We start from the raw sequence: 17,039 nt of genomic DNA on the forward strand, positions 1-17,039 counted from the left end.
TCCTACCATTTAACTTTTATTTTTACGCGAGTTCCATCCGGGTATGACCTAAGCTTGTTCCCTATTGTGGCGCCGGCTCCGCCGTTATCCGAAGGAGTGATCGGCCGCACGCTTGCCCCTGCACCCCCTTCAACGAACATTGCCATCGGATACTCGTCGCGCTCCTTTCCTGAAACTGGCGGATGTCCTCGCAGCGACCTTGCTCGGTTCTTCCTCGCGCCAGATCGCTGGATTGTGAGGATATCAGGGTGCCCAGCATTCTGTGCGTCCTCGATATGCTGTGCTGACTCTGGGTACTTTTGGCCATCGACCTCAATTTCACAATCCCAGCCCGGATGGGTGTTATGGGCGAGTATAGCCTGGTCGGCTACACCGACATAATAGGTGCTTACATCATCGACTGTCAGGTTGTGGACGCGTTGGTTGGCGGTGCGGCGTTCGAGTGCGGTGATCTGGACGTAGGTGCCGGCTGAGGTTTGCAGCCACATGCCGGGCTGAAGGCGGCCTGCGCTTACCCACTCGTCCAGGGCCGGGACCCAGAAGGGGTGTTCGTCTGTGGCGGTGATCTTGTCGATGGCGTTGCTGCGGGTGCCGTCGATGTCGATTGTGATCTCGACGAGGTTCTTCACGCCGTCACCCGTGATCGCCGTGGTGACTGGCCTGGCCGTGCTGTAGCCGGCTTCTGGATCAGTGGCGAGGACGTAGTCGCCGACCTTCACATCCTCGATCGGCTTGGTGGAGCCGTCGGCCATGAGAACCGGCGTGCCGGGGACGAAGCTGTTGGGACGAAGATGGCAGCCCTGCGATCCGTCACCAGGAGTGTCAATGGGCGGCAGGTCGGGTGCGACTTCATCGATGATGTCGTCCACCAGTTGGTCGGTGGTGTTGTCTACCAGGTTCTCGACCAGGTCTTTCGCGCAACCACGCAGGCTAACGCAGTCCATGTCCAGGTCGATGCCGAAAGGTTCGAGTCCCGTCGGGCCACCAGTGGTCTCACCGACCCACATGTCAATGCCGTCGGAGATCATCTCGATCTTGTCGTCGTTCGTGCTCTTCTTCTTGCTCTTGGAAGAGGACTTCGACTTGGTCTTGGTCTGGCTCTTGCTCTTGGAGGACGACTTCGACTTGGTCTTCTGGTTGGAAGCCTTCTTCTTGACCTTGTCTTGGGCCTTCTGCTTAGCCTTCTTTTTGACGTTCTGCTTGACCTTCTCCTTGATTTTCTGCTTTATTTTCTTATTTGCTTGCTCCCTTATCTTCTGTTTGATCTGCTTCCGGATTTTTTTCTCGATGGCCTTTGTGGCCTTCTTTGCGGCCTTCTTGACGGATCTCTGCAGCGCCTTCTTCAATGCGTTCTGAGCCGTCTTTGTGGCTTGCTGCGCGGCATTCTTCTGGGCCTTCGTCATCGCGCGCGCCCCCGTGCGTTTCGCCGCCTGCCCAGTCTTGGAGAGGAGCCGCTTGCCCACCTGGGTGGCACCTCGCTGGGCCAGGCGGCGGAGCAGGAGCTGGCCTCCGACTCGCCCCGCGGCGAACAGCAGTGGGATGCAGATCGGGCAGTTACCCGAAGGGTCGGTGTACGCAAGGGGGTCACCCATCGCGTACGTGTACCGGTTCAAGTTCGCTGACGGATACGGGCTTAGAGTCACGTCATCGCGCGAGGCAAAGCCGCCGGTACCCGGGATGTACCAGCGAGCGAGCATGTTCACTTTGCCGGTCTGCGGGTCGGTGTACTCACCCTGGAAGCCGAGCCTGCGCCGCGCGCCGTTCTGCGCGACGACCTCGCCGAACGGGTCGTAAGCCGTCGAGTCCACCAGCGCCGTGCCCGAGAACGTGGCCACCACGTCGTCGTGCTGGTCGGACATGACCCCAACCGCCGGCCCGGCGCCTTCCTGAAGGCTCAGCAGGTCGCCCGACGGGTCGCGGCCGTACGTCGCCTGTACGGTTCCTGCCCCGTCTGTGACCGAGACGATGTCGTTATCAATCCCCGAGTACTGGAAGCGCTCCGTGTTCCCGCCCTGTGATCGGGATTCCAGCCGCCCCATCGCGTCATACGTATAGGTGGCGTCGCCATCCGCGACCATTCGGTCGAACGCGTCGAACGTCAGGTTTTTGGTAACGCCGTTCGTGGTCTCGCTGGCCAGCGTGCCACGCGGGGTGTACATGTAGTCTGCCCCGTCGCCGCTGAGCAGCCGGTTTCGGTCGTCGTAGGTGAATATCGCATCGCCGGCCTTGGTCCGATTGCCTGATGCGTCCCACTCGTACGACGTCACGTTGCCGCCGGGCGCGGTCCATGAGGTAAGCCGCCCCGACTTGTCGTAGCTGTAGGTGTTGGTCCCCGCGCCTGCCGTACCGGTGGTGACCTTTGAGATGAGTTGGTCGTCCTTGTCCCAGGCGTAGGTGACCTTAGCCAGTTCCGCGTTCGAATTGCCCTTGAGCGTGTGACTGGTCACCCGATCCATCGCGTCGTAACCGAAGGACTGCGCGGTGACCGGGTTGGTGGAAGCCAGCGAAGTGATCCGGTCGGCGGCATCGTAACCGTAGGTGAGCTGCCGCCCGGAGACGGGATCGGTAGCTGTCTTCAGACGGTCGTCACTGTCCCAGCCGAACGTCGCCGCCCCTGCGGTGTCGGTGCGCTGTGTGACGTTGCCGAGGTCGTCGTAGCCAAAGGCCGCCGTCTGGCTGGTGCCCTTGGAAACCTTGGTCAGCAGGCCCCGGTCGTTGTACTCAAGGCTGTAGTCGCCGACCTTGCTCTCGCGTCCGGCCAGGTCGTAGCCGTACATCCGCACAGGCGTCGCCACCTGTGCGCCCGCCCCGGTCTCCTTGATCACCCGTCCGAGCTGGTCGAACTCGCGATCCGGTGGATCACCTCGTGGACGGGGCCCTCATCGGCTGCACGGGGCAGGCGATCACCGGGAGCGTGTTGCGGGCTGCGGATGCCAAGAGCATCATCGCCCGCCGGTACCGCACCGAACTGGTGCTGCCCCGCCGGACGATGCGCTGCAGTTTCTGTCCTTCGTGGTCCATCAGCCTGCGCACTGTGACCGGCCCTGCCGCCGCGCCTCCACCACGCCGCTCGTACATGAGGTGTCTCATCCAACCGGCCCCGGCAGCTATACGCAAACCTGTTGATCTTTTCCGGTCACAGCACTAGCTAGCGGCCTGGTCCTGTGCTTGCGGCGAGTGCCCGACCACCGCCCGCCTGCCTGAGGCGATCCCACCCGCCCCCCAGCAGTTCCACCTCGACATCAGCGTCCCCGACTTGGAACAGGCCGCCCGCGCGGCCGAATCTGCAGGCGCAACCCTCTTGGACGACACTCACCCATGGCGCATCTACCCCGACCCCGCCGGCCACCACTTCTGTCTGCCGCACGAAGAGTAGGCCGGATGGCCGGTGGCATCAGTCATACGCTGAGCTCGATCGTCTTTCGCGCTGTCAGTAACGCGTATACTCTTTGCCCGTTCATGTCCTTTACCAGAATGGTTCCCCCTGTACCGGCAGAGTCGATGCCGTACCAGTCCGCCTCCTCTCGGGTAGTGGGCATCCATTGGTGTGCTTTCATCGTATCGACCACTTCTTGCAGGTCCACCTTGGCGACCAGCCTCATGTGAAGCGTAGATAATTCGGGCTGGTCGGATGAGCCGGAATCGGGCGGCTCGCAGCCGGCGCCCTCGTATCGCTCTACGGTCACCCACTTCTTTGGTAATGAGTCGTTCATTGCGCCTGCGATCACGGCGAGCTGCTTTTTCTCATTGAAGTCACAAAAGGCGGATACGCCCCCGGCCGTGAAATACAGGAGGGTCAGCACGAGAGCTCCGATTACGGCTGCGAGAAGCGATGCCAGCCCAAGGCTGGTCGCTATGCGCCTGGCGCGACTTTTTTCTCCGCTGAAACGTGCCATGGTCGTCAGGCCCAATCTCATTCGATATCATCGGCGCGCTGCCGGCCTCAGGGCTGCCGGCCGCCTCCAATGACGGCTGCTCATTGCGGGGAACCGTCGAAGTCGGGTCAGTGGTTTCTGGCCCAAGCATAGCCGCGTTGATCATTCTCGTGTTCCGCTGTGCGCAATGCTCCGCACCTGATTGCCGAGCTTGTCATGGCCTGGTGTGAACCCGCTGTGATTGCGCCGCCACTGGGCGGCGCCGCCAGGCCGAAATCCAGTTGTGGTGGTGGCTGTGGCGGAGTTTCCATGGAAGTGCGAGGCAGGTGATGCCATAAGGAACGGGTGGTCAGGTGGCGGTGGGGAAGCGGTTGAAGCTCTGGCGGCAGGTCGTGCGGGCCGATGGGCGAGACTTCACCGTGCTGACGTTGCGGCCTGGGACGGACGTGCGGGGAGTGCCGCTGGCCGGACGGCTGCTGTGGGGGTTGTCGTATCAGCGGAGGGCCGGGACGGTGGTCGTCATCGATCGGCCGCACTTCGACACCAACCTGTTCGACGCTGAGCAGGGGGCGGCCAGGTGGCGGACGCGGAGGCTTGGTCGGCCAGAGGAGGCCGCCGAAGGGTCGGCTTGGAGAGCGGATGACGGCAGGGCCGCCGTGGAGTGGGCGCGGGCCGTTCATTCGCTTGGCGCGTGCATGCACCGCGGCAGTGAGTATGTTTTCCTCGATCCTTCTGATGGTCTGGACTGTTGCCGGCAGGGGGCCGAGGGGGAGATGCAGGTCTTCGCCCACTACCGGCATGGGGTGCCGGTCTGTCGGGATATGGGTTCGATGGGTCCGGGCGGGCTTCGGCCGCTGATCTGGGGCAGGGTGGACGCGGTTCGTGTGCGTGCAGCCCACTCCGCCTGAAGAATGAATGCACTATATGAAATGGTTCACGCCCGCTTTCGCGGGTGAGATGGATCTAGCTGAATGCCGGCGTGTCGTCGAGGAGTACCAGGTTCATCTGGCCGCCATGCTGCGCTGTGCGCCGCGGGAGATTCGCGAGTTCGCCAACGCGGCGAGCCTCCATGACGGGCTGGTACGGAGATTCAGCACCAGTATCGATGCCGTGGAAATGAGCGTACGGGTCGAAAGCCATCTGCTGGACATGGAGTTCAGGAACGCCCGTGCCATCCCGGCCGCACTGCACGGTGATACGGGGATTCTTTTTGAGGAACTGGACCGGATCGCGGACGCTTACGAGATTCGGTTCCTGATGGGTGACCTCAGCGAAATGTCGATCATTTTCGATTCGTTGCGCTGGATGCTGCGGCCAGAGGCATGACGCCATAGGCCCGCCTCCGGCCATGCCGGTGGTCGTACCGGCCGTCGTTGGGGTGCGACTCTCCAGCCGGCTTGGGCTGCCGGCAGGAGTCGCCGCAGGTCGAGCCTTGCTCGGAAAGCTAGCATGCGAGGGTGATCGAGGAAATCAAGACGCTGGTCGGGCGGCATCTGCCGGGGTACGCGGTCCGGACGTTGGTGAAACTGGGGGAAGGGCTCGACAACCTCGCCTACGAGGTCAACGGGAATCTGATCGTACGGAGTAGCAAGGAAGTCGACCCCGAAATGACCCGGCGCGAGGTCGAAGTGCTGCGGGCCATTGTGGAATGCGGCACGTTGCCGGTTCCGGAAGTCGTGTTCGCCGATGCCGAGGCGGGGGTCATCGCGTACGCCAAGCTCCCCGGAACACCTCTTCAGACCGCACTGACCACTGACGTCAGCAAGCTGGCCGCCCCCTTGGGGGAGTTCCTGGGAAGCGTTCATCGGGCGGTGACGTCGGTGCCCGAAGACGTGGCTCCACTGGCGGAATGGCTGGCCGAGGCGACGGAGAACTACGAGGTGGCCGCCGGTCACATACCGGCGACCGCCCGCCGTACCGTCGAGCGTTTTCTGAACGTCACGCCGCCCGCCGAGCCGGAGAAGCTGGTGCTCTGCCACAACGACCTGGGCAGTGAGCACATCCTCGTCAACGGCGACACGATCACAGGGGTGATCGACTGGACGGACGCGGCGGTCACCGACCCGGCCGTGGACTTCGCCCTGATATTCCGGGACCTGGGGCCGGAGGTGTTCGAGCTGAGCCTGGCGCATTATCCGGGCGAGATCGTCAGGGAGCGGGCCGTGTTCTACGCGCGCTGCGCGCTGCTTGAGGACCTGGCCTACGGGATACGCAACCCTTCGGCTCGGCGCTACGAGGAGCTTGGCCTCCGCCACCTGGAGTGGACCTTCGCCCGTTGATTGGGATACAGTCCGGCCGAATTTCGGTAAGGCTGGTCACTACGGCGGAAAGAATGATCGTTCCGACGCTGTTCCCGCCGCCGGACTACGCCCATGCCGCTGTGGTCGAAGCAGGGCGGCGGCTGGCGTTCATGGCGGAGGGCCATGCCACTGGACGCAGATGGAAAGCTCGTGGGAGAAGGGATGTCGTAGCTCAGACCCGGCAGGTCATCGCCAATATGGAGACGGCATTGGCGGAGGTGGGGGAGGGGGTGCCCGATGTGGTGGCCTCGACGGTGTACGTCGTATCGCCCGAGCCGGGGGCCGTTGAGCGACGTATGGGAGATCGTGTGCGCATCCGGGCTGGAGCGCGGCCCGCACACGTCCACCCTGCTGAGGTGGCCTCCCTTGGCTACCCTGGCAGCTCGTCGAGATCGCCATAGTCGCCGCTTTGCCCGACAAGTAAAGCGGACCACTGACCCGGCATTCGACAGAAGGCGGATGAGGGTCTTCGGAGAAAGCGGTATCGAAGAGGCCATGGTGGCGTTACCGCAGCGGACAGCAGGGACCGCTGAGGGCGCCTTTTCGGCGAGGCAAGGTCTTATGAGGGGAGCCTGGCGCGCCCGCGCATTAAGTAGGGCAAATGCGTATTTGTCAGGCCGAAATCGGTAAGTGCGATTATGTGTACGGCGGGCGGCCTCTACACCGTCCGCCGACGGCATGTGGACACATCACGACGATGTCGGCCGGTGAGCAGTGAGCAGACCGAGCGCCATGGGCTCGGTCTGCAGCCAACCCCACGACCTTTATATCCTCCCCGGCGCCGATGCTTCGGTAGGCACTCGGGATGGCATAGATCTTCGCTGGTAGGGACTCTGGCCGGTGCTGGCATGCCCACCGCCTGGTACCGGGTCTACGGGCAACGCCTCTAACGACAGTAGCCGGGCGTTCGGCGCTTTTGTTCGGGATCGTCGAGATAGGGGCGGTTTCTGCATAGGCCGGCTTGGCTGCAACTGCGCGCAGGGACGTTCCCGCTCGTACGTGCCGAGGCCCTGTCGGCCCGCAGCAGGCTGATTTTGCATGACGGCTGGCGAGGGGACGGTGCGGACATAAGGGGTCGGGTGTCTCGGTGCCCCCAGGGCGGGCGCGTTGTTGTACTGCCGGGCGGCCCGTTGCTGCTGCTCGGGTGATGTGCATGGATCACCGTGCCCTCGTCGACGGCGTTCCTTTACACTTGCACCACCTTGTGTGGTCGAGCCATTACGTTCCGTGTTGACATCATGATGTCGTACTGGCATGCTGGCTCCATGCGAAGGACAACCTTCCGTCTCGATGACTCGCTTTTGGAGGAAGCGAAGGCATACGCGGCGGAGCACGGACGCAGCCTCAACTCGGTGATGGAGGACGCCTTACGACAACTGCTCAACCGCGCGGCTCACGACGATGAGCGCCTTCGGGTGGTGCTGCCGCTTTCGCATGCTGTGCCCGGGCATCAGCCGTGGCTGTCCGCCCGGCTGGCCGCCGGTGAAGGCTGGGGCCAGGTCATGGACTCCCTGGAGACGGACACGACCATCGAAGGGGTGACCAGCGATGCGTCTCGCTGATACCGAGGTGCTGGTCAACGCCTTCCGGCCGGAGGCCGAGCGCCACACCGAGTTCCGTGCGTTCGTTGAGGAGATGGTTAATGGGGAGGAGACCTATGCGGTCAGTGATCTGGTGGTCAACAGCTTCGTGAGGATCGTCACCGACCAGCGGATCTATAAGGATCCCGATCCGGTCGGCGACGCGCTGAAGTTCGCAGCCGTGGTGCGCAATCAGCCGCGTGCGGTGGTGGTTGCGCCCGGGCGGCGGCACTGGGAGATATTCGAGCGGCTGTGTGCGGAGGCGGACGCGTCGGGCAAGGCGGTTCCGGGCGCCTACCTTGCCGCGCTCGCCATCGAGCATGGTTGTGAATTCGTGACCTGCGATGCAGATTTCGCCCAGTTCAAGGGGTTGCGTATGCGGCACCCGCTGAACTGAACTTACGTTACGGGCACCCGCCACCCAGGCGTGTGCCGTACCTGTGACGAGGTGGCCGAGGCACGTGGTCGGCGGCGGCCGGAATGACATCATCGAGGCGGGATCGCGCTCGCGTTGGGGCGGCCTGATCGTCGCCGGGGCGCTCCTCGTCTTGGTGGGTATTCCGGTGGTCGGAGTCATCAAAAGCCGGGGCGAAGCCAAGCCGTCACTTCCGCAAACGACGTTGACATCACCCACGTTGGTCGGCCCCACAAGGGAACAGCGGCCCAACTACCTGCTCCCCGATCCGAAGACCGACGACGGGCGCAAGGTGGTCGAAGTCACCTTCCCCGACGGCACCCGGGCCCGGCTCAGCTATCCCGCCGGCCTCGACTTGGCCGAGTTCGGTATCAGACCGGTGATCGGTGTACGTGCGGAAAAGGGCGGGAAGCTGTACCGGCTGGTCGCCCCGCTTCCCGGCGAAAGCGAGGCAGAGCCCGGGCAGGACATGCTGCGCAGCCTCACCTCGAACGTGAGCTTATGGGCCAAGAGCCCGGTCCGGGGCCGGGGCTACATCATGATGTTCGACTTCGGATCGTGGTCGATGGCGCTCAGCGACCCTATCCGCGACGGGCCGACGTTCGATCAGCGGATGGATCTCGCCAAGCGCATTCGCGGAAAGGTGGATAAGAAGGGATTTCTGGTTCTGCATGCCAGCGAGCCGGTCGAGCTGGCCCGGCCCGGCGACCTGCTGGGGAGCATCACCCTGGGCCCACAACTCTGGTTCGGCGGCGGCACACGCCCATTGGTCGTCCTCGCACCGGTCCCGAAGTGCGGCCCAGGCCTACCGGTTCCGCCATCGGTGGGCGCACGCCGCTACAACGCGATCGACTGCAAGGGCGGCGTCATGGTGGCTATCGCGGCCAGCGAGGGCTACACCGACCGCCTGCTACGCGGCTTGCACGTCGAACTCCTATGAGCGGTGTACGAGGCGGGGCACCCATGAGCACTTCGCGGGCACGCCCACCTTCTACAGGAAATGTGGCCCAGTGACTGAATGAGCGGCCATTGATCATCGTGACCGCCTTCGGCCGCCCGGGCCGCCGGACCCGGGCGCTGGCCGCTGGGCGGCTAGGGGTCGTTGTGAAGGGTGTCCTTGTAGTCAAGTTGGTGGACGCCGTACCTCGGGTCATGAGCGGCGAGCGCGCCATCGAGCCAAGCTCGCCGTCGCTGCACAGTGGGTGGTCCCGACCCGCGTGGGGGAGACGTGCTGCGGGAGGCGGAGGGTGGGCGATGGTGGTCGATATCGCGCGCAGGCTGTTCACGACTGAGAACAGGGTACGCAACTACCTGTTGGCGGTGACCGAGAAGGGCTGCACCAGTGTTCTCTCTGCAGCTTTCGGGTGGTCGAGCCCGCGGTGGGCGATTGGGCTAGTGTCACGTCTCCGAACTTTGCTTGGGTTATTGATTTCGATGAGTGAGCGCGCCAGCCCTTGCCCGGAGAAGGTCTGGGTCTGGGAGGTGGTCGTGGTACGCACGCCCGAGGTGTTCGTCAGCGCCTGATCCATGAAGGAAGGCCGGTGCCTGCAGAAGATCACCCGAACGGCCAAGGATCTGGTGAAGCTGTGGCGGGCGATCGTCGTGCTGATGTCCGCGCAAGGCTGCCCAGCTTCGGCGATCAAGACGCTGAACAGGTCAGCGAAGACTATGTGCGCCAGGTCGTGCACGCGTTCAACGAGCGGGGGTTTGAGGCCCGTGACCCAAAATGGAGCGGGGGCCGTCCGAAGAGGATCAGTGAGTGGGGGTGGCAGTGCATCTGCCTGATTGCCCAGACGACCTCGCCGAGTGAGGCATCACCGCGTTCTCCACCTGGAGCCTGTCCAAGCTCGCCGACGCCTGCGGTGGGTTGGCGGCCGTGGCGGTGGGGTTGCCTGTGCGGCGAGGTTTGTGCTGTGGCTTTCCGTGGTCGGCTTTGCGGTGGGCGGTTGGGGCCAGTTCGCCCGGTTGCCGTTTGTGGGGCAGGTCGGAGTGCGGCTCGTGATCGTCCGGGCGATGTCGCTCGCTGACGCTCCGGCGGGTTCGTGGCTGTGGTGGTGGGTTACCTGCTCGGCAAGGTCGTGTAGTGGCTTTCCGCGGTCGGGGTCCGCGATGGGCGATCTGGGGCCGGTTCGCGGGGTTGGCCGTTTGTGGGGCAGGTCGGAGTGCGGCTGGTGATCACTGACGTTCGTGGCGGGTTCGTGGCCGTGGCGGCAGGTGCTGTTCGGCGGATCTGTTCGCCGTATTCGGTGCGCGTAACTGCGGGGAGGTGGTGATGGGGTGCCGAGTTCGCGGATGGGGTGTGATCTCTGCTGTCGGGGGTGGGGCCGAGGGATGGGGGATGGCGTGGGTAGGGTGCGGCCATGTTCGCCGTTACAGCCACGCAGACCGATCCCGACAATCCGCTCGCTGGGCTGACGCTCGGCGAGCATCCGGACCCCGAGACCCCGGACGGGTGGACGACGGTCACCGTCAAGGCGGCCTCGCTGAATCACCATGATCTCTGGACGCTGAAGGGGGTGGGGATCAGCCAGGACCGCCTGCCGATCGTGCTCGGTTGCGATGCGGCCGGCCTGGACGAGGACGGTAACGAGGTCATCGTGCACGCGGTGATCGGCTCCGGGTCGGACGAGACGCTCGACCCGAAGCGGTCGCTGCTCTCCGAAGTACACGATGGGACGTTCGCCGAGCGGGTCGCGGTGCCCCGGCGGAACCTCGTGCCCAAGCCGGCCGCCCTCTCCTTCGCCGAGGCGGCGTGCCTGCCGACGGCGTGGCTGACCGCCTACCGGATGCTGTTCGCCAAGTCGGGCCTCGAACCTGGCTCGACCGTGCTGGTGCAGGGCGCGGGTGGAGGCGTCGCCACGGCGCTGATCGCGCTCGGCCGGGCGGGCGGCTATCGGGTGTGGGCCACGAGCAGGGCGCCGGAGAAGCGGGAACGTGCCCTCCAGCTCGGCGCGGAGCAGGCGTTCGAGACCGGAGCCAGGCTCCCGGAACGCGTGGACGCCGTCATGGAGACCGTCGGTCAGGCCACCTGGTCGCACTCGCTGAAGTCGCTGCGGCCGGGGGGCCGGATCGTCGTCTCCGGCGCGACCAGCGGTTATGCCCCGTCTGCCGAGCTGAACCGGGTGTTCTTCCTGCAGCTTTCGGTGGTCGGGTCCACGATGGGCGACCGGGACCAGCTCGCCCGGCTGGCCACGTTCCTGGAGCAGACCGGAGTACGGCCGGTGATCGACCGGACGATGCCGCTTGCCGACGCCCGTGACGGGTTCGCGGCAATGGCGGCGGGTGACCTGTTCGGCAAGGTCGTGTTCACCGTGTGAGGCATGGGCTGGGCTGATCGGACATATCCGGCCAGGTTCTGAAGGGCCCGCCGTGGGTCATATCCGGGCTTGGCCGGTTGCCGATATGGCCATATGGCGGGGTGGGACTCGGGGTGCCGGGCTTGCGGCGGCTAGAAGGACGTCGTACGCCTGGCAGCCGGTTCGGCAAGATCGTGTCACCGTGTGGGGCGAGCGCCGGCCAGACTTTAAGGGTTGGGTCGTGCTTGGGCTCGGCTGGTTGTCGTTGGCTATACGGCCGGGTGGGACTCGCAGTGGCCGGGCTGCGGTTGCTGGGGTGGGCGGCGTGCTTGTTGATTGTTTGGCGGCCGGTTCGGGGAATCGTGTTCGTTGTGTGAGGTGCGGGTGGGGCTGGGCGGGCAGGTCGTGAAGGGCTCGCCGTGTGAATCATGTCCGGGTTTGGGTGGTTGTCGTTGGGTGTACGGCGGGTGGGACTCGCGGGCCCCGGCTTTGGTGCTGAGCATGCGGCTGCTGGGATGGATGTCGTATTCGTTGTTCGCGGCGCTTGAACAGCCGGTTCGGCGAGATCGTGTTCAACGTATGGGGCGAGCTTCGGCTAGATCCGGCCAGGTCCCAGAGGGCGGGGCATCCCTGGGACGGCGTACGTCGCGCGCCATCTGCGTGAGGCAGATCTGGTCGAATAATCCTCAAGAGCGGCTGAACAAGGAGATCCGCCGCCGCGCCGATGTGGTCGGCATCTTCCCGGATCGCGCGGCGATCATCCGCCTGGTCGGCGCCGTTTGGGCCGAGCAGACCGATGAGTGGGTGGAAGGGCGTTGTTACATGGGTCTGGACGTGCTGGCCAAAGCCCGGCTCCGGGTGATCGACGGCGACACACCGGCACAAGACCCGTTGCCGCGGACACTTACCGCTTAACCTGGCCGAACAGGATCACGCGCAGGCTGTTTCATACACCACCTCCGTGGACGTGACCCTGGACACGGGCGGGGGCCGGGATGGGCGGTTGTGGTGTTGAGCTGGCGGCTGGCGGAATGAATGTTGCACTCGCTGGTGGTTTGGTACCCGTGCTGTGGCGTACGCATCCGCGTACGGCTGGAACGGGCGTGGCCCGTGGCCTGGGGGGCTTCAGCTTGCCGGGCTTGTAGCGCGTCGAGAGCCCGTGTCCGCGGCTGAGGTCGTGCTGTGCCTGGGGGGCACGGTTGATGCCGGGCTTGTGCAGAGCCGCCGGCTCATGTCTGTGGTCGGGCTGTTGCCGTGCGGGTGTTTTGGGGCTCCCGTTGGGCTCGTGCTGTGCCGGTGGCTCTCGCCTTCGGGTGGCGTCGGGTCGTGGTTGTGGCGCTTGGCTGGCGCCGGGCTCGTACCGCTGTGCTTGGGGCGGGGTGGGGGGGAAGGCGGAGCCGAGGATGGGGAGGCGGAGGCTTCCGAAGGTCATCATCGGAGGACGTCGCGGATTCGGGTGCCCGCCTCGGTGAGGATGGCGCGGCACTGTTCGATCGCCGCCTCTGTCAGGGGGGTGTCGGAGGCGTCCTGGCGGACGCGGGCGACGAAGTCGGCGAGGGCGTCGCCCAGTTCGATGTCGAGGTCGGCCTGGTGGCCCGGGTCCTGGACTCCGCCGAAGGTGGTCCACACGTCGCTCCAGACGCGGCGCCACTCGCCGGTCCAGCGTTCGCTCTCGTCGCGGAGGTTGCGTGCCTGCCTGCGCCACTGCTCGCTGTGCTCCTTGGCCAGCCGCTGCCACTCGCGCTGCTGTTCGTGCTGCAGGCGCTTCCACTCGGCCTTCTGCTTGGCGGCCCGCCCGCGGCCGTCGTCCATTCCCGCGGTGGTCTCGCGGCGTACGTCGCGCGCCATCTGCGTGAGCTCCTCACGCAGCGACTTGACCGTGTCGCGGACGTCTTCCTTGACCTCCCTGGCGATGTCGCGCACCGAGCGGGAGATCTCGACCTCCAGGTCGGCGATCTCGTCCATGCGGGCGGCGAGTTCGGCCCGGCCCTTGTCGGTCAGCGAGAAGACCTTCTTGCCCTCGATGACCTCGTGGGTGACCAGGCCCTCGTCCTCCAGGCGGGCCAGACGCGGGTAGATCGTGCCGGGGGAGGGGGAGTAGACGCCGAGGAAGCGGTCCTGGAGCAGCCGGATCACCTCATAGCCGTGGCGCGGGCTCTCCTCGAGGAGCTTCAGCAGGTAGAGCCGGAGCCTGCCGTGGCCGAAGACGGGACTCATCGTGCGTCCGCCTCGCCTTCCGTGTTCTTGGTGGTGCGCGGATCGGTGGTGGTGTCGTGCAGGTCATCGAGATCGTCGACGTCGTCGAGGAGGTCGCCGGTCAGGAAGTCCCCTCGGATGAAGTCGTCGGCGTCGGACTTGTCGCGCGCCAGCAGGGCGACGTCACCCGACACCGTGGTGGCCGACAGCGACGCCATGCCGCCGCCGAGCCTGCCCCGCAACGCCTTGGGTATCGGCGCCGGGAAGTCGCTCTGGATCTTGCGCAGCTCCGGGAAGCCGCTGTCCAGGCGGCCGGAGGTGGTACGCAGGGTCACGTCGGTGTCGACGTCGCGCGGGACCCGTACGACGATCGGGGCCGAGATGCTGTTCAGGGTGACGTGGCCGGTGGGCGTGAGGTCGAGGTCGGCGGTGATCCGGCCGCTGACCGTCTTGGCCCGCAGCCGGCGCGGACGCCCGTCGGCGACGGTCAGCTCGCCGGAGACGCTGGTGAACGACAGGTCGCCGGTGAGGCCGCGGCTCTCCACGTCGCCGGAGACCGTCTCCGCGTGGATGTCGCCGCTCACCCCGTCGAGCACGATCTCGCCCGAGACGCTCTTCACGCTGGTGCGCTGCTCGAAACCGGCCACCAGCGCCGAGGCCGAGACGACCCCGGCCTGTACCGGGCAGTCGCGCGGCGCGGTGATCGTCAACTGGGCGACCCGCCGCTTCGACCGCAGCCAGCCGAGCAGGCCGTCCCAGGTGAGGTCCTTGTAGGCGATGGTGAGCGTGCCGTCGTCGTCGAGGGTGACGGTCAACGGCGGATCACCCACCTGGCTCACTTCCAGGCTGGGCGGGCCCTCGCTGGCCAGCACCGACAACCGACCGGCCACGATCCATACGTTCACCTTGCTGACGGGGCCGAAGGTCAGTTGCTCCGGCCCATCGATGGTCCACTTTGGCATGGCCCGCTTCACCCTTCTCGCGTCACATCGCCTTGTAACAGACACGATATGTCGCGTCTGCCAAAAGTCAAGATGTATCGCGTCTTCGGTCCGAAGGGGCCGTCTGCCGCCGGCCGTGCGGCGGGTTACTCGTCCTCGTCGTCGTCCAGCCGTGCCAGCCAGGTCGCCAGGCGCTCGACCGGGATCTCGAAGTCGGGATTGAGGTCGACGAACTCCCGCAGCCGCTCGGCCAGCCAGGTCACGCTGACCTCTTCCTCGCCGCGGCGCTCCACGAGCTCCTCGATGCCCCGATCGGTGAAGTACATCGCCCTCCTCGCCGTTCGTGCCGTGTGCCCGATCCGGGGGCGACGGCCCGTTAATCAGCACCAAAAGTAGCAGTTGACGGCTCTGTCGAGATAAATGGGTTTGCCCGGTACGGGGGGAGAATCGGATCGTACCAAATCTAGGACGCAGCGTTATCGAGAGCATACTCTGGGTAATGCAAGTAGAGGCGCTCATTCCATGATCCAGGAGGTTCGACATGCGCCCCATTGCCCGAATATTCACTATCGCTGCCTTCACCGGCGGCCTGCTCGCCGCCGCCTCGGCCGCTTCGGTCGCGTCCGCGGCCATCAATCCCTCTGACCTGCTCAACTGCGCGCTGACCGGCGCCACCGAGCTCTCGACCGTGGCGGGCGATCCCGCCGCCCTGACCGGCGCGCCGGCGGAAGCGCCGCTGGTGAATTGTCTGGCCCCCGCCCCCTGAGCCGAATTCACGACAACGGGCCGCCGGGTGGCGACACCCGGCGGCCTTTCCTGCCGTGATATTCCGGGCTGCTTTTCGTAGAAGAAGATTCAGTCATTTACTCAAGGTTTCGGGCGGCACTTTGCCGGATACCTAGCGTGACAGCCCCTTCCCGTTACGTAATCCAAGGAGTCGCGTGAACATTCGAGCAGTGATCGTCGGTGCCGCGGCCACGGCGACCCTCGCCGTCGCCGCGATCGCCCCGGCTCCCGCCGCCCACGCCCAGTCCGGGATAAGTGACCCGGTCGGCTGGTTGATCTTCGACGTGCTCGTCGAGCAGCCCACCATCTACGTCATCCCACCACCGAAGTAGGGGTCCGCGGTGCCCGCCCTCCACCCGGTGCCGAGCGCACCGAACGCACAGGAAACGCCGACGAGCCGGCTGGGTTACTTCATGTTCCTCAGCCGATGGATTCAGGCCCCGCTCTACCTTGGACTCATCGTCGCCCAGGTGGTCTACGTCTGGCGCTTCATGGTGGAGCTCAAACACCTGATCGTGCTGGGGTTCGGCGGCAAGGCCGCGGAGACCACCATCATGCTGATCGTTCTCGCCCTGGTCGATGTCGTGATGATCTCGAATCTGCTGATCATGGTGATCATCGGCGGCTACGAGACCTTCGTCTCCCGGCTGCGCATCGAGGGACATCCGGACCAGCCGCAATGGCTGTCCCACGTCAACGCCAACGTGCTCAAGGTCAAACTGGCCATGGCGATCATCGGCATCTCATCCATTCACCTGTTGCAGATATTCATCAACGCCGGCCGTCCGGCCGTCACCGACAGGGAACTTCTATGGAAGACACTCATCCACCTGACATTCATTCTTTCGGCGGTCGCGCTGGCCCTGATCGACCGGTTCATGCAGGGCGGACGTCCCCAGCATGCGGGCAACCGCGCGATGGGCAACGTCGCGGACCAGCCGAACACCGGTCAAGACCGGCGTATCGCCTGATCCGGCTGGGGGCGGTGGCCTGCGGGCTCGCCTTCGCGGGGGTACTGGCCGCGGCGATACCGGCGTCGGCCGGTGCGTACCAGGCCCAGGTCCCAAAGGCCCAGGTCCCAAAGGCCCGGGTCCTCGCGCTCACGCCCCCACCTGCGGCGCAGGCCCCGGCGGGGCCCGCTTCCGTCCCGGGGGCCGGTACGACGGGGACCACCCCGGCGGCCGAAGCGCCCGAGGCGGCAGAGCCCGCGGAGGCGCCGGAGGCCGCGCAGGCCGCACCGGCGGCTCCGCGCCCGTCGCTCATCGGCGACGTGGTGATCTTCAATGACGAGATCGTGGAACCGGTGTCGCTGCCGGTCACCACGTGTGGAGGAGTCGTGGCGCTGCTCAGTCGCCAGAAGCAGTCCTGCGACGGCGCATCCCGCGTCTCCGACGACGACGCCTGAGACCGCGCCGGCCGGCCCCGTGCGATGACAGCCCCCGCCCCGCGCGGGGCCGGCCCGGCGCCCCAGCGGTCCCACGACCGCAACAGCCCCTTGCCTCGACGGTCCGCCGAACGTCGTGGCAGGGGGCTGCCGCGTCTCTGCCCGGTCCGGCCGTGGCGGGGCAGTTCGTCTTGGAGGGCTGTCGCAAGTGGACGATCGCGAGGTCCGCGCCCGCTTCGGCGAACGCCTGTGCGATGGCGGCCGTT

17 protein-coding genes and 2 pseudogenes are annotated in these 17,039 nt (G+C 65.6%); 12 read left to right on the forward strand and 7 right to left on the reverse strand.

The window, feature by feature from the left end; genetic code table 11:
* Positions 1–2: 2 nt before the first annotated feature.
* Together DP939_RS46450 and DP939_RS49165 are read right to left on the reverse strand one after the other, a co-directional pair.
* Positions 3–2,825: an RHS repeat-associated core domain-containing protein gene (locus tag DP939_RS46450; RefSeq protein ID WP_158578884.1), complete on the reverse strand. Its 2,823-nt coding sequence runs from the start codon at positions 2,823–2,825 to the stop codon at positions 3–5.
* A 29-nt stretch (positions 2,826–2,854) separates the two neighbouring features.
* A pseudogene (locus DP939_RS49165) lies at positions 2,855–3,078 on the reverse strand (hypothetical protein); the annotation flags it as partial.
* Between the two features lie 118 nt (positions 3,079–3,196).
* On the opposite strand from DP939_RS49165, the gene DP939_RS49445 reads away from it, so the two are divergent.
* The gene (locus DP939_RS49445) at positions 3,197–3,376 is read left to right on the forward strand and encodes a VOC family protein (protein WP_199565637.1); all 180 of its coding nucleotides are present in this window, start codon (positions 3,197–3,199) and stop codon (positions 3,374–3,376) included.
* 22 nt (positions 3,377–3,398) lie between these two features.
* On the opposite strand, the gene DP939_RS35535 is transcribed toward DP939_RS49445, so the two are convergent.
* Complete coding sequence (locus tag DP939_RS35535; protein WP_147268255.1) at positions 3,399–3,803, reverse strand: hypothetical protein; 405 nt, start codon at positions 3,801–3,803, stop codon at positions 3,399–3,401.
* A 996-nt stretch (positions 3,804–4,799) separates the two neighbouring features.
* On the opposite strand from DP939_RS35535, the gene DP939_RS35545 reads away from it, so the two are divergent.
* The 5 genes from DP939_RS35545 (at position 4,800) to DP939_RS35570 (ending at position 9,110) form a co-directional block, all read left to right on the forward strand.
* Positions 4,800–5,201, forward strand: a complete 402-nt coding sequence (locus DP939_RS35545; RefSeq protein WP_147268256.1) for a hypothetical protein — start codon at positions 4,800–4,802, stop codon at positions 5,199–5,201.
* A gap of 131 nt (positions 5,202–5,332) precedes the next feature.
* The gene (locus tag DP939_RS35550; protein ID WP_113985224.1) at positions 5,333–6,154 is read left to right on the forward strand and encodes a phosphotransferase family protein; all 822 of its coding nucleotides are present in this window, start codon (positions 5,333–5,335) and stop codon (positions 6,152–6,154) included.
* Positions 6,155–7,440: 1,286 nt separating this feature from the next.
* Positions 7,441–7,737 carry a ribbon-helix-helix protein, CopG family gene (locus DP939_RS35560; protein WP_147268257.1) on the forward strand — a complete coding sequence of 99 codons (297 nt, stop codon included), beginning with the start codon at positions 7,441–7,443 and terminating at the stop codon, positions 7,735–7,737.
* On the forward strand, positions 7,724–8,152 hold the full coding sequence (locus DP939_RS35565) for a type II toxin-antitoxin system VapC family toxin (protein ID WP_113985226.1): 429 nt from the start codon (positions 7,724–7,726) through the stop codon (positions 8,150–8,152). The genes DP939_RS35560 and DP939_RS35565 overlap by 14 nt, the downstream gene beginning before the upstream one ends.
* Before the next feature lie 64 nt (positions 8,153–8,216).
* Positions 8,217–9,110 (forward strand): hypothetical protein, encoded by an 894-nt coding sequence (locus DP939_RS35570; protein ID WP_113985227.1) that lies wholly within the window; start codon positions 8,217–8,219, stop codon positions 9,108–9,110.
* 367 nt (positions 9,111–9,477) lie between these two features.
* Here DP939_RS35570 and DP939_RS35575 read toward each other — a convergent pair whose 3' ends face one another.
* Positions 9,478–9,858: a hypothetical protein gene (locus DP939_RS35575; protein WP_113985228.1), complete on the reverse strand. Its 381-nt coding sequence runs from the start codon at positions 9,856–9,858 to the stop codon at positions 9,478–9,480.
* A gap of 672 nt (positions 9,859–10,530) precedes the next feature.
* Here DP939_RS35575 and DP939_RS35580 point away from each other — a divergent pair.
* On the forward strand, positions 10,531–11,487 hold the full coding sequence (locus DP939_RS35580) for a zinc-binding dehydrogenase (RefSeq protein WP_113985229.1): 957 nt from the start codon (positions 10,531–10,533) through the stop codon (positions 11,485–11,487).
* Positions 11,488–12,132: 645 nt separating this feature from the next.
* Positions 12,133–12,381 (forward strand): annotated as a pseudogene (locus DP939_RS35585) (transposase); the annotation flags it as partial.
* 516 nt (positions 12,382–12,897) lie between these two features.
* On the opposite strand, the gene DP939_RS35590 reads toward DP939_RS35585, so the two are convergent.
* From DP939_RS35590 to DP939_RS35600, 3 genes are all read right to left on the reverse strand, one after another.
* Positions 12,898–13,683: a PadR family transcriptional regulator gene (locus DP939_RS35590; RefSeq protein ID WP_113985230.1), complete on the reverse strand. Its 786-nt coding sequence runs from the start codon at positions 13,681–13,683 to the stop codon at positions 12,898–12,900.
* Complete coding sequence (locus DP939_RS35595; RefSeq protein WP_199565631.1) at positions 13,680–14,624, reverse strand: DUF4097 family beta strand repeat-containing protein; 945 nt, start codon at positions 14,622–14,624, stop codon at positions 13,680–13,682. The genes DP939_RS35590 and DP939_RS35595 overlap by 4 nt, the downstream gene beginning before the upstream one ends.
* Positions 14,625–14,749: 125 nt before the next feature.
* Positions 14,750–14,929 carry a DUF6104 family protein gene (locus DP939_RS35600; RefSeq protein ID WP_111171859.1) on the reverse strand — a complete coding sequence of 60 codons (180 nt, stop codon included), beginning with the start codon at positions 14,927–14,929 and terminating at the stop codon, positions 14,750–14,752.
* A gap of 215 nt (positions 14,930–15,144) precedes the next feature.
* On the opposite strand from DP939_RS35600, the gene DP939_RS35605 reads away from it, so the two are divergent.
* The 4 genes from DP939_RS35605 (at position 15,145) to DP939_RS35615 (ending at position 16,794) form a co-directional block, all read left to right on the forward strand.
* On the forward strand, positions 15,145–15,369 hold the full coding sequence (locus DP939_RS35605; RefSeq protein ID WP_113985231.1) for a hypothetical protein: 225 nt from the start codon (positions 15,145–15,147) through the stop codon (positions 15,367–15,369).
* 175 nt (positions 15,370–15,544) lie between these two features.
* A complete protein-coding gene (locus DP939_RS46460) occupies positions 15,545–15,721 on the forward strand; it encodes a hypothetical protein (RefSeq protein ID WP_158578886.1) in 177 nt (58 codons plus the stop codon).
* A gap of 9 nt (positions 15,722–15,730) precedes the next feature.
* Positions 15,731–16,360 carry a TIGR00645 family protein gene (locus tag DP939_RS35610; protein ID WP_113985232.1) on the forward strand — a complete coding sequence of 210 codons (630 nt, stop codon included), beginning with the start codon at positions 15,731–15,733 and terminating at the stop codon, positions 16,358–16,360.
* Between the two features lie 14 nt (positions 16,361–16,374).
* Positions 16,375–16,794, forward strand: coding sequence for a hypothetical protein (locus DP939_RS35615; RefSeq protein ID WP_113985233.1), 420 nt, complete (start codon positions 16,375–16,377; stop codon positions 16,792–16,794).
* The last annotated feature ends 245 nt before the right edge of the window (positions 16,795–17,039 follow it).

The sequence above is a fragment of the Spongiactinospora rosea genome (genome assembly GCF_003315795.1).
GTDB classification, from domain to species: domain Bacteria; phylum Actinomycetota; class Actinomycetes; order Streptosporangiales; family Streptosporangiaceae; genus Spongiactinospora; species Spongiactinospora rosea.